Raw genomic sequence first — 14,139 nt, forward strand, 5'->3', positions numbered from 1 at the left:
GGGAACCGCCTACCAGCGCCGGGCGTACGGGTCGGGGAAGACCGGCCGGGCCCAGGCGGGAGGCTCCGGGGGCGGCGCCGGGTTCCCCACGACGGTGCGCTTGACGACCATGTTCGAGGCCCCGGTGGCAGCACGCAGGGCCGCCACGAATTCCAGGCAGGAGCCGTACCGGTCCTCGGGGATCTTCGCGAGGGCCTTCGCCAGTACTTCATCGGCAGCGGGCGCGATGTCCGGCCGCCTCTCGGTCACGGGAGGCGGCTGGTCGTATTGGTGTGCCCACAGCAGGGCCACGTCCTCGTCGCGCACGAACGGGGGCCCGCCGGCGAGGGATTCGTACACCACGCAGGCAAGACTGTAGAGATCGCACCGGCCGTCCACGGGACGGCCGGTGATCTGTTCCGGGGCCATGTAGTCGAGCGTGCCGACGAACTCGCCCGCGGTGGTGAACCCGGTGAGCGAGAGCGCCTTCTTCGTCAGCCCGAAGTCCGTGAGGTAGATGTGCTCGGGGTGCTCGGCGTCGGTACCCGCGGCGACCAGGATGTTGGCGGGCTTGACGTCCCGGTGGACCAGATCGTGCTCGTGGGCCGCGTCCAGTGCGGATGCCACCTGGGCGGCGATGCGCAGGGCGGTCGCGACGGGCAGCGGGCCCTCGCGGTCCAGCAGGCCCCGCAGGTCCAGGCCGGAGACGTACCGCATGGCGATGTACAGGACGCCTTCGGTCTCACCGGCTTCGAAGATCGGCACGATGTGCGGGTGGTCGATCTTCGCGGCCACCCTCGATTCGTGGGTGAAGCGGCGCCGGAAGGTCTCGTCGCGGGCGCGCTCCGGGGCGATCAGCTTGAGCGCGACCATCCGGTCGAGGCGCAGGTCCTTGGCGCAGTAGACGACGGCCATGCCGCCCCGGCCGATCATGCGCTCGACCCGGTAGCCCGCGATCTGCCGGCCGATCAGGCCCGAGGCCCGGCCGGTGTACTCGCTCAGGTTCGCTGCCGTGCCCATCGGGGTCCGCCCCCTTCACCGGGCCGGCCCGGCGACGGATGCCGCGGGCCACCTTTCCCTACCGTGAATTCTATCGAGCGATGCATGCGAGTGCCCCTGTGAGACGGCTCCAGGGGTCCCGGTGTGGAGGAGGTCGGGACCCCTGGAGCAGTGGATGTGGCTATGGAATGTGAATGCGGGTGCGGGTTGCGGGTGGGTCAGCCTTCGCCGCCGTTGCCGCCGCGGCCGCCGAAGCCGCTGGTCTCGCAGCCGACGCCGACGCACAGTCCGCCGTCGCCGCCCCAGCCGCCCTTGCCGCCGTCGCCGCCGGCCGGCGCGGCCCCGCCGTTGCCGCCGTTGCCCCCGTTGACGCTGCTGCTGCACAGACCGACGCAGACGCCGCCCTTGCCGCCGTTGGTGCCGTCGGCCCCGATGCCTCCGGTGGTGCCGTTGCCGCCGTTGGCGCTGCCGTTGCAGAGCCCGGCGCAGACCCCGCCGTTGCTGCCGCTGGTGCCGTTGACCGTGCCGTTGCAACTGCCTGCGCACACCTTGTCACCGACGCGGACGCTGCCGTTGCCCAGCTTGACTCCGCCGAGCGCCGCGGCGCCGCTGCCGAGCCGGCTCCCGCTCGTCCGGCCGTCTCCGCTGCCGGATGCGGGGGTGTGGTGCTCGACGACGACGGCCGTGGACGTCGGTGCCGCCGTGGCGGCCGGCACCATCGCCCCTGCGCCCATGAGAGTCGCCGAGACGACGAGACCGAGGCGGAGCTTCCAAGTGCGCACACGCATGACCTTCTCCTTTTCGAGAGACTGAATTCCGTGGCGCGGTTCCGCTCGTCCGCTTTCCGCGCCGATTGCCGAATGGGGATCGATCAGAGGCAGAAGGGGAGTCCGCCGGCCATCAGGGAGCACCAGTCACCGGCGAGGTAGTCCTTCTTCCAGTCGTCGAGCTCGTCGGTCGAGATCTTGTACTTCTTGGCGACCTTCTCCTTCATCTCGTCCGAGTCGTCGGCCACCAGCAGCATCACGATGCGTACCTTGTCGACCGCGTTCAGCTCCGACTTCGACTTGTCGGGCAGGTCCTCGAACCGGAAGCAGCCCACGCTGCCGGGCTTGCCGGGCTCACCCGGCTGACCGGGCTGACCGCCCCTGCCGCCTTCTCCACCCTTGCCGCCCTCTCCGCCCTGGCCGCCCAGAACGCAGTGGGAGGGCGAGGAGCTGATGTCTGCGGTGGTGTGGGTCTGCGACGCTTGCGCGGCGCACGCCGTACCGGTGACGAGAGCCAGAGAGGCCGCCGCCAGGATGAGCGGGCGCTGCCAGGGACTCGTGAACATGGGGGTTCTCCTCTTGCGGATGTCGTGCTGTGTGGGGGGTGAGGGGGGTGGAGGCCCGAAGGCCCCCACCCCGTGGATCAGCTGCTCAGGTCAGGCGCGGGGTCAGAAGATGCTGCCGCCGCCGGCCCCACCGGCTCCGCCGAGGCCGCCGAAGATGCCGCCGAAGCCGCCTGCTCCGCCCTTGCCGCCGTTGCCGCCCTGCAGGATGCCGAAGCCGCCCTTGCCGCCGTTGCCGCCGTCGCCGCCCTTGAGGAGGCCGCTGCCGCCGCCGCCACCGTTGCCGGCGTTGCCGCCGAAGATGCCGGAGCCGCCGTTGCCGCCGTTGCCGCCCTTGCCGCCGATCACGCCGTCGCCGCCGCCACCGCCGCCACCGCCGCCGCCACCGGCGAGGACCCCGTCGCCGCCCTTGCCGCCGTTACCGCCGGCGCCGCCGACACCGAGAACGCTGCCGCCGCCGGAGCCACCGGAGCCACCACCGCCGCCGACCAGGCCGCCGCCGCCGGCGCCGCCGTCCCCTCCGGCGCCTCCGCCGTTCGGGAGGGCTGTGACCGTATGGGTCGGCAGGGGAGCCGCGCTCGCCATGGAGGCCGGGAGCAGGACCGCTCCGGAGGCCATTGCGGCCGAGGCGATCAGCGTCGCGAACCGGAAGCCCTTGCGGTGGGGGCGGACGACGTTGTTGGTCTGAATCTTGCGGTTCATGACTTTCTCCTACTTGTTCGGTGCGGTGACTCATTTCGTTTCCGGGTTTCTGTTCCGGTGAGGCCCGCACCACAAGTAAGCCGTGATCGGCACATCCGGGTCATGTTCCGGAAAGTCGGGACTTGACACACCCGGAGACACCCGGTAAAAACGCGGCCCGCGCTGACGCCGGACGCGGCCACGGGCGGGAGGCTCGACTCCCTGGCGGGGTTCGGCCTCTACGGCGCGCTCCTGTTCGGCGCCCTGGCCGACGCCACGGCCCTGTGGGCACTGGTGCGCGTCATCGTGCGCCGCAGGCGGGCCGTATGACCGCGGCCGGCCGGTACGGTGCCGTTATGGATCTTTCCTCAGCAATTTCGACCGACGGACATCCGGCGCCGGCGGCTGCGATCAAGGCCGCCGCGCGCCGACAGCTGGTGAAGACGGGGGCCGCCGCGCTGACCCTGGACGGCGTCGCCCAGGAGGCGGGTCTCGCCGTCACCGAGGTGGAGGCCGCCTTCCCGCACCGGGACGACCTGCTGACCGCGCTCGTCATCGACGCGTACGACGCCTCCGGCGCCGCGATGGAGCAGGCCGACCTCGCCGCCGCGAAGGCGGGCGCAACGGCGGGTGCGCGGCTCCTCGCGGTCATGCGCGCCCTGCGGCAGTGGTCCTTCGACAACACCGGCGAGTTCAGCCTGATATACGGCTCGCCGGTGCCGGACTACCACGCCCCGCAGGACACGGTCCCGTCCGCCTCGCGCACCCCCGCGGTACTGGCCGGGATCGTGCGGTCGGCGCTCGAAGGCGGTGAACTGGCCCCGCCCCGGCGGGCGGTGCCCGGCCCGCCGCTGCTCCTGCCCGCGGCCGTCGAGCTGTTCGGGGGTACGCCCGGGGCTCCGTTCCCGGACATCATCGAGCGCGGCATCGTCCTGTGGAGCAACCTCATCGGGCTCCTGGTCTTCCAGGTGTTCAGCCGTACCCACGACAGTGTCCGCGACGAGGCCGCCTTCTTCGACTACGCCGTGGCCGTGGCGGCCGAGAGCGTCGGCCTCGTGGTGTCCCCGGGCGAGGACTCCGCCGCCCGCTGATCCGGCAGCCCCGGCGGGACGGTGCGGTTCCGGAACGGACCCGCACCGCCCCGCACCGGCCCGCCTCAGCCAACTCCCCTGATTCCCGGGCAAGTTCGCATCTGTCTGACCTATGTTCGAGGGCGCCGATTTGTTCGCCCCTGGAGGTCAGATTGCAGTTCCGACGACGCCCGGCCCGTCCTCCTCTCATACGCCGCTCCCACTTGCTGGTGGGAGCGGGCCTCGGGTCGCTCCTGATCGGGATGACGCCCTGGCTCGGGGTCGCGAGCCAGACCCCGGCGCCCCGCCCGCCGTCCCCGGGGGCCACGGCCTTCGACCAGCAGGGGGCGAAGCAGTCGCCGCACCACGGCATCGCGCCCGCGAACGCGATGGAGCCCTCGGCCCCCGTCCTCGACCGGACCGGCTGGACGGCCACCGCGAGCGACGAGGAGACCACCGGCGAGAACGGCCGCGCGGCCAACGTCCTCGACGGGGACTCCGCCACCCTCTGGCACAGCAAGTGGACCGGCACCCCCGCCCCGCTCCCGCACACCCTCACCATCGACATGCACCGCACGGCGGTGGTGTCCGCACTCGTCTACCGCCCCCGCGCCGACGGGGCCAACGGGCGGGTCGGCGAGTACGGCATCAGCCTCAGTACGGACGGCCAGAACTGGGGGAACCCCGTCGCCACCGGCACGCTCGCCGACGACGCGACCGCCAAGACCCTCGGGTTCGCACCGCAAGGAGCCCGTTTCGTACGGCTCACCGCGCTCACCGAGGCCGGCGGCCGCGGCCCCTGGACCTCCGCCGCGGAACTCAACCTGCTGGGCGACCCGGGCACCCCCGCCGCCACCGTCGACCTGGCCCGCACCGGCTGGACGGCCACCGCGAGCGACGAGGAGACCACCGGCGAGAACGGCCGCGCGGCCAACGTCCTCGACGGGGACTCCGCCACCCTCTGGCACAGCAAGTGGACCGGCACCCCCGCCCCGCTCCCGCACACCCTCACCATCGACATGCACCGCACGCAGACCGTCGCGGCCCTCACCTACCAGCCGCGCCGGGACGGGCCCAACGGCAGGGCGGGCGCGTACTCCATCACCACCAGCACCGACGGCAGCTCCTTCGGCGCACCGGTGGCCGCGGGCACCTGGCGGGACGACGACACCGTCAAGACCGCCACCTTCACCCGCGCCGCGAACGCCCGCTTCGTACGTCTGACGGTGACCTCCGAGGCCGGCGGCCGCGGCCCGTGGTCCTCGGCCGCCGAGATCCGCCTCAGCGGACCGGCGAGCGCCGCCGTCCACGGCTCCTGGGACCGGATCACCGGCTTCCCCCTGGTGCCGGTCGCCACCGCCGTGCTGCCGGGCGACAAGCTGCTGGCCTGGTCGGCGTACGCGACGGACCGCTTCGGCGGCAGCAACGGCTACACCCAGACGGCGATCCTCGACCTGAAGACCGGCAAGGTCACCCAGCGCCGGATCGACAACACCGGGCACGACATGTTCTGCCCGGGCATAGCGATACTCGCCGACGGCCGGGTCCTCGTCACCGGGGGCAGCAACGCCGAGAGGGCGAGCATCTACGACCCGGCCACCGACGCCTGGTCCGCCACCACCGACATGAACATCGCCCGCGGCTACCAGGCCATGACGCTGATTTCCACCGGTGAGGCCTTCGTCCTCGGCGGTTCCTGGAGCGGGACCGCCGACACCGACAAGGCCGGCGAGGTCTGGTCGCCCGCCACCGGCACCTGGCGCAAGCTCTCCGGCGTCCCCGCCGCCCCGGCGCTGACGGCCGACCCGGCCGGCCGCTACCGCGCCGACAACCACATGTGGCTGTACGCCACGTCGGGCGGGAAGGTGCTGCAGCTCGGGCCGAGCAGGCAGATGAACTGGATCTCGACGACCGGCACGGGAAGCATCACGGCCGCCGGCCCCCGCGCCGACAGCCAGGACGCGATGACCGGCAACGCCGTCTCCTACGACATCGGCAAGCTGCTCACGCTGGGCGGCTCGCCCGCCTACCAGGACTCCCCCGCCACCCGGCGCGCCTACACCGTGAACGTGTCGGGCAACCAGGTCCAGGCCGCCCGTACGGGCGACATGGAGCACGCCCGCGCCTTCAGCAACAGCGTCGTCCTCCCGGACGGCAAGGTGGCCGTCTTCGGCGGGCAGGCCTACCCGGTCCCGTTCAGCGACGCGACCTCCGTCCTGGCCCCCGAGCTGTGGGACCCGGCGACGGGCGCCTTCACCCCGCTGGCCACGATGGCCATCCCGCGCAACTACCACAGCGTGGCGAACCTGCTGCCGGACGGGCGGATCTTCTCGGGCGGCGGCGGCCTGTGCGGTGACTGCGCGACCAACCACGCCGACGGAGCCGTGTTCACGCCGCCGTACCTGCTGAACGCGGACGGCTCGCCGAAGCCGCGACCCGTCATCACCAGCGCCGTGCCCTCGCGGATCGCGCCCGGCGCGACGCTCACGGTGAGCACCCAGAGCCCGGTGGCGTCCTTCGTGCTGATGCGGGCCGCGGCGGCGACCCACTCCACCGACAACGACCAGCGCCGGGTCCCGCTGGAGTCCACCGCCACGGGATCCGGCACGTACACGGTGTCCGTCCCCTCCGACACCGGGGCGGTCCTGCCGGGCACCTACATGCTCTTCGCCCTCGACGCGCAGGGGGTGCCGAGCACCGCCAAGTTCCTGACCGTCTCCGCGCCCGAGCCGGGCGGTGTCGTCAGCGGCCGCCCCGCCCCGGGTTCCCGCCCGTGACGCCGGCGGCCTCCGTGGCGTCCGCACCTGCGGGGCCGGCCGTGCTGTCCGCGATCCGGTCCAGGTCCGCCAGCAGCGACGCCAGCCAGGCGTCCGCCGCGTAGTAGCCGCTGGGCTCCCCTGCCGGTACGGTCCCCGCCGCGCCGCCGTCTGCGTACGGTGCGGCGGGGGCCTGCCGGGCGTCCTCGATCGGGTCAAGGACCGCGGACAGCATCAGCATCCGCCCCGCCACCCGGTCCCCGAGCCTGGTCAGCTCGGCGGCCGCCGTCTGCTCCAGCGGCAGTGCGTGCAGGTCGGCCGGGCCCCGCCCCGGCGCGGGCGGCGCCAGCACCCGGCCCGCGCCCCACAGGGTGTGGTGCCCGGCCAGGAGCACCGCCTGCCAGTCGACCGGGTGCGGCCCCGGCCTGGGGCCCGGCTCGCTCTGGAGCTGCGCGAACGCCGATTCCGCCAGGACGAGCGAATGCCGCAGCGACTTGTGCTCCGGCGGCACGTCCGCGTCCCGTACCCCTTCGGCCGTGAGCGCCGCGGCCGTGGTGACCACGGCCTCGGCCGCGGACCGCAGCAGCGCCGCGCCGGCGCGCCGCACCTCCTGCCGCGCGCCGCGCGGCCAGGCCAGCAGCCCGAAGACGGCGCCGATCGCGCTGCCGATCAGCACGTCCAGCAGCCGCACCTCGGCGAGCCGCCAGGTGGCCGGCGCCAGCTGGGCGAAGACCAGGGCGACCGTCATGGTGAACAGCGCCTGGGACCAGCCGATGCCCTTCACCGGCCCCACCGTGAAGGTGAACAGCATCAGCGGAAGCAGTACGACGGCGTACACGGCGGTATGGGTCCCGACCAGGGCGAGCACCCCGGCCGTGCACAGGGCCCCGATCAGGGTTCCGGCCAGCGCCTGGCGGATGCTGCTGCGCGTGGCCTCCATGGTGGTGCGGGTCAGCGTCAGCGTCGCCAGCATCGCCCAGAAGCCGTGCGGCAGCGTGTCCAGGCCCGCCACGGCCCGGGCGGCCGCCAGCGCCAGGCTGGTCCGTACGGCGTTCTGGAAGAAGACCGACCGGCTGCCCGCATTGCCCATCAGCCGCACCCACCACAGCCGCGGCGCCGGCATCCCGGCGTACCAGAACCGGCCGGACGGCACGTCGGGCGCGGCCTCCCGCCCCCTGACGGCCAGTGCCGCGGCCGCCGCGAGCACCAGTGCGGCGTCGGCCACCTCCAGCAGGTCCGCCCTGCGGCGCAGCGCCGCCGGGCCGGCCCCGTCCGTCGGGGCGGCTGCGAGCGCCGCGCGCTCCGGGCCCGGGCCCGGGCCCGGCGGCTTCCCGGCTCCCGGGGCCCCGCGCAGCAGTGCGGCGGTGTCCGCCGCGGACCGTCCGACGGCCCCCAGCAGGGCGAGCGCGGCCTCGCGGTCCGGGTCGGGCTGCGCGCCGGACGGCGGGGCGGGCAGCCGTCCCAGCCGGTTCAGCAGGGTGCGGGCCGCCAGCCCGGTGTGGCCCAGGCCGCGCGAGCGGACCCCGGCCCCGGCCGGGCGTTCCGCCTCCGGGACGTTCGAGGGCCGCAGCGCCTCGCCCGCGGTCCTGGCCTCGGCCGCGGTCGCCGGGGACAGGGCGTACGGCGCCCGGGCCAGCTCCCCGGCGCAGCGCTCGGCGGTGACCGCGGCCCGGGCGGCGAGCTCCCGGTAGGGCACGGTCGGCGGCTCGGGCAGTACGAAGGCCTCGGCGAGGACCAGCAGCACGAGCCCGGTGGTGGTGCCGATGAGCCGCTCCCTCAGGGTGTCCGGGGCGTACGGCGGGAAGGACGGCAGGATGTACAGCAGCTGGAGCCCCGGCGCCGCACCGGCCGGGCGCGGTCCGCCCACGGCGACGAAGGCCAGCGCGAAGCCGATGACCAGCATCCCGGCCACCGCGGTCCAGGTCCGTACGGCCAGGAAGGTGCCGACGACCACCAGCAGCCAGGCCGCCGGGATCAGCCGGAGCACCATGCCGGCCCGCTGCCGCCCGGTGCCCGGGATGCGCGACAGTCCGGCCAGCGACACCGCGGAGAACAGTGCGTAGGTGGCGGCGACGGTCTGCCCGAAGCCGTACAGGAACAGGAAGAACCCGGCCCCCGCCGCGAGGGTGACCCGCAGCGATCTCCGGGCCGCGCCCGCGTAGGCGGCGGCACCGTTCGTACCCATGGCACCAGCATCGGGCACCCGCCCCGCCCCGGCACTTCCGCCCGCGCGCAAACGCGCCGAAGGGGTGGAAGCGGGCCCCGCGCGGTCGGGACCGGCTAGACGACCTGGGAGGAGCAGGCGGGGCAGAGCCCTCGGTAGGTGACGTCGGCCCCGGAGACCTCGAACCCGAAGCGCCCCTCGGCCGGGAGGACGGCCAGCGGGTCGCCGGTGGGGTGGACGTCGCGGATGAGGCCGCAGCCGGAGCAGACCAGGTGCTGGTGGGGGCGGTGCGCGTTGGGGTCGTACCGCTTGGCGCGGCCGTCGGTGGAGACCTCCACCACTTCGCCCAGCGAGACCAGCTCGCCCAGCGCGTTGTAGACGGTCGCCCGGGAGATCTCGGGCAGCAGCTGCGCCGCACGGGCGTGCACCTCGTCCGCCGTGAGGTGGACGTGGTCCCCGTCGAGGACCTCCGCCACGACACGCCGCTGGGAGGTCAGCCGCCAGCCACGCTCGCGCAGCCGCTCCAGCAGGTCACTCATACCGCTCCACCTTTCAGGCCCGGCGTCATCCCCGAAGGTTCACCCGACGGCTATCCGGGATCCGATTGGATATGGCTTTGGCGCGCTTCTTGACTTGGACTCTGTCCATCGTAGGATCGGTTCCGTTGATAACCAAGTGACTAGAAGGCTCCAGTACGGCTCGAGACCAAGCCGTGACGGACATGCACGGACCGCTCCACCGCATGTAGCTCCTCGCAGCACCATGACCCCCCGGGTCCGGAAGGATTCCCATGTCTGAGAACAACGCGCCCGCCGTAGACGCGAACGCCGAGGCCGGCGGCTGCCCCGTCGCGCACGGGCGGGCCTCGCACCCCACCCAGGGCGGCGGCAACCGCCAGTGGTGGCCGGAGCGGCTCAACCTCAAGATCCTCGCGAAGAACCCCGCCGTGGCCAACCCGCTCGGCGAGGAGTTCGACTACGCCGAGGCGTTCGCCGCCCTGGACCTCGCCGCGATAAAGCAGGACATCGCCGAGGTCCTCACGAACTCGCAGGAGTGGTGGCCGGCCGACTTCGGCAACTACGGCCCGCTCATGATCCGTATGGCCTGGCACAGCGCCGGCACCTACCGCATCAGCGACGGCCGCGGCGGCGCGGGCGCGGGCCAGCAGCGCTTCGCCCCCCTGAACTCCTGGCCGGACAACGGCAACCTGGACAAGGCCCGCCGCCTGCTGTGGCCCGTCAAGAAGAAGTACGGCCAGTCCATCTCCTGGGCCGACCTCATGATCCTGACCGGCAACGTCGCCCTGGAGACGATGGGCTTCAAGACCTTCGGCTTCGCCGGCGGCCGCGCCGACGTCTGGGAAGCCGACGAGGACGTCTACTGGGGCCCCGAGACCACCTGGCTCGGCGACGAGCGCTACACGGGCGACCGTGAGCTGGAGAGCCCGCTCGGTGCGGTCCAGATGGGCCTCATCTACGTGAACCCCGAGGGCCCCAACGGCAACCCGGACCCGATCGCCGCCGCGCGCGACATCCGCGAGACCTTCCGCCGGATGGCGATGAACGACGAGGAGACCGTCGCCCTCATCGCCGGCGGCCACACCTTCGGCAAGGCCCACGGTGCGGGCCCGGCGGACAACGTCGGCGCCGACCCCGAGGCCGCCCCGCTGGAGGCCCAGGGCTTCGGCTGGTCGAGCACGTACGGCTCCGGCAAGGGCGCCGACTCGATCACCAGTGGGCTCGAGGTCACCTGGACCACCACGCCCGCCAAGTGGGGCCACGACTTCTTCAAGCACCTCTTCGAGTACGAGTACGAGCTCACCCAGAGCCCGGCCGGCGCGAACCAGTGGGTGGCGAAGAACGCCGAGGCGATCATCCCCGACGCCTTCGACCCGTCGAAGAAGCACCTCCCGACGATGCTCACCACCGACCTGTCGCTGCGCTTCGACCCGGTCTACGAGCAGATCTCGCGCCGCTTCTACGAGAACCCCGACCAGTTCGCGGACGCCTTCGCCCGTGCCTGGTACAAGCTGACCCACCGCGACCTCGGTCCGGTCGTCCGCTACCTCGGCCCGGAGGTCCCCGCCGAGACCCTGCTGTGGCAGGACCCGCTGCCGGCCCGCGACGGCGAGCTGATCGACGACGCGGACATCGCCTCCCTCAAGGAGCAGATCCTCGGCTCGGACCTCACGGTCTCCCAGCTGGTCTCCGCGGCCTGGGCCGCGGCCTCCTCCTTCCGCGGCAGCGACAAGCGCGGCGGCGCCAACGGCGGTCGCATCCGCCTGGAGCCGCAGCGCAACTGGGAGGTCAACAACCCGGACGACCTCGCGCAGGTGCTCCGCACCCTCGAGGGCATCCAGGCCTCCTTCAACTCCGGCGCCAAGAAGGTCTCGCTGGCCGACCTGGTCGTGCTCGCGGGCTCCGCGGCCGTCGAGAAGGCCGCGCAGGACGGTGGCGTCGCGGTCGAGGTCCCGTTCACGCCGGGCCGTGTCGACGCGACGCAGGAGCAGACGGACGTCGAGTCCTTCGCCGCCCTGGAGCCCTCCTCCGACGGCTTCCGCAACTACGTGGGCAAGGGCAACCGCCTGCCGGCCGAGTTCCTGCTGGTCGACAAGGCGAACCTGCTGACCGTCTCCGCTCCCGAGATGACGGTCCTCGTCGGCGGTCTGCGCGTCCTGGGCGCCAACCACGCCGGTTCGAAGCACGGCGTCTTCACGGACCGTCCGGGCACCCTGACCAACGACTACTTCGCGAACCTGCTCGACATGGGCACGACGTGGAAGTCGACGTCCGCGGCGCAGGACGAGTTCGAGGGCCGTGACGCCTCGGGCGCGGTCAAGTGGACCGGTACCCGTGCCGACCTCGTCTTCGGCTCGAACTCCGAGCTGCGCGCGCTCGCGGAGGTCTACGCGAGCGACGACGCCAAGGAGAAGTTCGTGAAGGACTTCGTCTCGGCGTGGGTCAAGGTCATGAACCTCGACCGGTTCGACCTGGTCTGATCGCCCGCGTCGGGGCCGGCCCGCACGGGCCGGCCCCGACGCGCGTCCGCCGCACGGGACCGCCGTCGATGACGGCGGTCCCGTGCGGCGGATCCTTCACACCTCTGAGTGAGCCGCGGGCCGTACGGCGCAATGCCCTGCGGCGATTCCCTAAGGTGAGGCCGAGGGCGGCGGGCAGCCGCCGACCGGCACGTCTCATGCTCGGGAGCCCGCGTGGCGCAGCACCGCACGACGTCACTGCGCTCGCGCCTCCGGTACCGGTTCGACAACCTGGTGGCCGGGGGAACGGCCGGGCTCGTCGGCTGGCTCGCCCTCGGCTGCCTGGCCGTCGTGGTCCCGGCGAGCGCGGTGCTCGTCTGGTCCGGCCGGACGCCCCCGACGACCCTCGCCGGACGGCTCACGGCGGTGTGGGTCAGCGTCGGCCAGACCCTCAAGATCGGGGGTGCGGTCGGCTCCCCGCTCCACGTGCTGGCCTCCGTCACGCTCGCGCTCGTGGCCCTGCTCTTCGTGTCGACCCTGGTCAGCCTGATCACCACGGGCATCGACCAGCGCCTCATGTCCCTGCGCCGCGGCCACTCCACCGTGCTGGAGGCCGGGCACACCGTGGTCCTCGGCTGGTCCGACCAGGTCTTCCCCGTGGTCGGCGAACTGGTGGCCGCCAACGCCAACCGGCGCCGCGCCGCCGTGGCCGTCCTCGCCCCGAAGGACAAGGTGGAGATGGAGGACGAGATCTCCGCCCGCCTCGCCGACAGCGGTACGACGCGGATCATCTGCCGCAACGGCAGCACCACCGACCCCGCCGAGCTCTGCCGGGTGAGTCCGCGGACGGCGAAGGCCGTCCTGGTCCTGCCGCCCGTCGGGGACGGGGGTGACACCCACGTGGTGAAGACCCTGCTCGCCCTCGACGCGGCCGTGCCGGGGGACGGCGGGCCGGTGGTGGTCGCAGCGGTCCGTGAGACCCGCAACCGCGTGACCGCGGGGCTCGCCGCCGGCCGGGGCGGACACGTCCTGTGCGTGGACGACATCGTCGCCCGGCTCCTCGTCCAGACCGCCCGCCAGCCCGGCCTCTCCCTCGTGTACCAGGAGCTGCTGGACTTCGAGGGCGACGAGTTCTACGCCACCCCCGCCGGGACGCTCGCGGGCCGCACCTTCGGCGAGGCCCTGCTGTCCTTCGCCACCTCCTCGGTGGTCGGCCTGCTGCATCCCGACGGCCGGGTGGCGCTCAACCCGGATCCGGACACGCCGATCGGCGCGGCGGACTCGGTCCTCGTCGTCTCGGAGGACGACGACACGGCCGTCCCCTCGGACGTGGCCTCCTGGGTCGACGAGGAGGCCATCGTCGCGCCCCTCCCCCGGCCCGCCCTGCCCGAACGCCTGCTCCTGCTCGGCTGGAACCGGCGCGCCCCGATCGTCGTCGACCAGCTGGACCAGTACGTGGCCCCCGGGAGCACCCTGGACGTCGTGGCCCTCGACGCCGCCGGCTCCGCCGCGCCCCGGGAGCGGCTCGAAGTGGCCTTCCATCGCGGGGACACCACCGATCCCCTGGCCCTGGCCAAGCTGGACGTGCCGTCGTACGACGGCGTGATCGTCCTCGGCGAGGAGACGGGGACGGCGACGGCGAGCGGGACGGGGACCGAGTGGGTCACGGCCCCGGGCGCGGAGTCCCGGACCGACGACAGGACGCTGGTCACGCTGCTGCACCTGCGGGCCATCGGGGAGGCCGCGCACCGCCGGCTGACGCTCACCACCGAGATGTCCGACGACGGCAACCGGCTCCTCGCGCCCGCCCGGGAGGGCGCCGACTTCATCGTGAGCGGCCGGCTGATCAGCCTCCTGATGACCCAGATCTCGGAGGGCCCCCACCTGGCCCAGGTGTTCGCCGAGCTGTTCCGGGCTGAGGGGAACGAGCTCTACCTGAAGCCGGCCGCGGACTACGTCCGGACCGGCTCCGAGGTCTCCTTCGCCACCGTCGTCGAGGCCGCGCGCCGCCGCCGTGAATGCGCGGTCGGCTACCGCCTGCGGGCGCAGGCGGCGACCGGCCCCGGCTTCGGTGTGCGGATCAACCCGGACAAGCGGCAGCGGGTCCGCTTCGCCGAGGGCGACTGGCTGATCGTCCTCGCCGAGGAGTGACGGGCCGCGGAGCGACCGGCCGGAAGCGGCCG

10 protein-coding genes are annotated in these 14,139 nt (G+C 73.2%); 4 read left to right on the forward strand and 6 right to left on the reverse strand.

Annotated elements, in window-relative coordinates; translation table 11 throughout:
- Positions 1-9: 9 nt before the first annotated feature.
- The 4 genes from ACIGFK_RS24190 to ACIGFK_RS24205 form a co-directional block, all read right to left on the reverse strand.
- The gene (locus ACIGFK_RS24190; RefSeq protein WP_376659650.1) at positions 10-999 is read right to left on the reverse strand and encodes a serine/threonine-protein kinase; all 990 of its coding nucleotides are present in this window, start codon (positions 997-999) and stop codon (positions 10-12) included.
- A gap of 197 nt (positions 1,000-1,196) precedes the next feature.
- On the reverse strand, positions 1,197-1,766 hold the full coding sequence (locus ACIGFK_RS24195; RefSeq protein WP_376659651.1) for a hypothetical protein: 570 nt from the start codon (positions 1,764-1,766) through the stop codon (positions 1,197-1,199).
- Positions 1,767-1,849: 83 nt separating this feature from the next.
- Positions 1,850-2,311: a hypothetical protein gene (locus ACIGFK_RS24200; protein ID WP_376659652.1), complete on the reverse strand. Its 462-nt coding sequence runs from the start codon at positions 2,309-2,311 to the stop codon at positions 1,850-1,852.
- A gap of 102 nt (positions 2,312-2,413) precedes the next feature.
- Positions 2,414-3,010 carry a hypothetical protein gene (locus ACIGFK_RS24205; protein WP_376659653.1) on the reverse strand — a complete coding sequence of 199 codons (597 nt, stop codon included), beginning with the start codon at positions 3,008-3,010 and terminating at the stop codon, positions 2,414-2,416.
- Positions 3,011-3,345: 335 nt separating this feature from the next.
- Here ACIGFK_RS24205 and ACIGFK_RS24210 point away from each other — a divergent pair, with 335 nt between their 5' ends.
- Positions 3,346-4,080, forward strand: coding sequence for a WHG domain-containing protein (locus ACIGFK_RS24210; protein ID WP_376659654.1), 735 nt, complete (start codon positions 3,346-3,348; stop codon positions 4,078-4,080).
- A gap of 242 nt (positions 4,081-4,322) precedes the next feature.
- Positions 4,323-6,836 carry a discoidin domain-containing protein gene (locus tag ACIGFK_RS24215; protein WP_400053548.1) on the forward strand — a complete coding sequence of 838 codons (2,514 nt, stop codon included), beginning with the start codon at positions 4,323-4,325 and terminating at the stop codon, positions 6,834-6,836.
- Here ACIGFK_RS24215 and ACIGFK_RS24220 read toward each other — a convergent pair.
- Both ACIGFK_RS24220 and ACIGFK_RS24225 read right to left on the reverse strand, forming a co-directional pair.
- Complete coding sequence (locus ACIGFK_RS24220) at positions 6,802-9,000, reverse strand: FUSC family protein (RefSeq protein WP_400053550.1); 2,199 nt, start codon at positions 8,998-9,000, stop codon at positions 6,802-6,804. The two genes, ACIGFK_RS24215 and ACIGFK_RS24220, sit on opposite strands and share 35 nt — an antisense overlap.
- A gap of 95 nt (positions 9,001-9,095) precedes the next feature.
- On the reverse strand, positions 9,096-9,518 hold the full coding sequence (locus ACIGFK_RS24225) for a Fur family transcriptional regulator (protein ID WP_376659657.1): 423 nt from the start codon (positions 9,516-9,518) through the stop codon (positions 9,096-9,098).
- Positions 9,519-9,769: 251 nt separating this feature from the next.
- Between ACIGFK_RS24225 and katG the strand changes: the two genes are divergently transcribed.
- Together katG and ACIGFK_RS24235 are read left to right on the forward strand one after the other, a co-directional pair.
- Entirely contained in the window at positions 9,770-11,977 is a 2,208-nt protein-coding gene (gene katG / locus ACIGFK_RS24230; RefSeq protein ID WP_386470337.1) for a catalase/peroxidase HPI, read from the forward strand.
- A 213-nt stretch (positions 11,978-12,190) separates the two neighbouring features.
- Entirely contained in the window at positions 12,191-14,107 is a 1,917-nt protein-coding gene (locus ACIGFK_RS24235; RefSeq protein ID WP_386466995.1) for an NAD-binding lipoprotein, read from the forward strand.
- Positions 14,108-14,139: the final 32 nt, after the last annotated feature.

Source organism: Streptomyces sp. NPDC085524 (assembly GCF_044541755.1).
Lineage (GTDB): Bacteria > Actinomycetota > Actinomycetes > Streptomycetales > Streptomycetaceae > Streptomyces.

Coding starts and splice junctions, on each gene's coding strand:
- ACIGFK_RS24225 (WP_376659657.1), bottom strand. CDS start 9,518: ATGAGTGACCTGCTGGAGCGGCTGCGCGAGCGTGGCTGGCGGCTGACC.
- ACIGFK_RS24215 (WP_400053548.1), top strand. CDS start 4,323: ATGACGCCCTGGCTCGGGGTCGCGAGCCAGACCCCGGCGCCCCGCCCG.
- ACIGFK_RS24220 (WP_400053550.1), bottom strand. CDS start 9,000: ATGGGTACGAACGGTGCCGCCGCCTACGCGGGCGCGGCCCGGAGATCG.
- katG (WP_386470337.1), top strand. CDS start 9,770: ATGTCTGAGAACAACGCGCCCGCCGTAGACGCGAACGCCGAGGCCGGC.
- ACIGFK_RS24200 (WP_376659652.1), bottom strand. CDS start 2,311: ATGTTCACGAGTCCCTGGCAGCGCCCGCTCATCCTGGCGGCGGCCTCT.
- ACIGFK_RS24205 (WP_376659653.1), bottom strand. CDS start 3,010: ATGAACCGCAAGATTCAGACCAACAACGTCGTCCGCCCCCACCGCAAG.
- ACIGFK_RS24210 (WP_376659654.1), top strand. CDS start 3,346: ATGGATCTTTCCTCAGCAATTTCGACCGACGGACATCCGGCGCCGGCG.
- ACIGFK_RS24195 (WP_376659651.1), bottom strand. CDS start 1,766: ATGCGTGTGCGCACTTGGAAGCTCCGCCTCGGTCTCGTCGTCTCGGCG.
- ACIGFK_RS24190 (WP_376659650.1), bottom strand. CDS start 999: ATGGGCACGGCAGCGAACCTGAGCGAGTACACCGGCCGGGCCTCGGGC.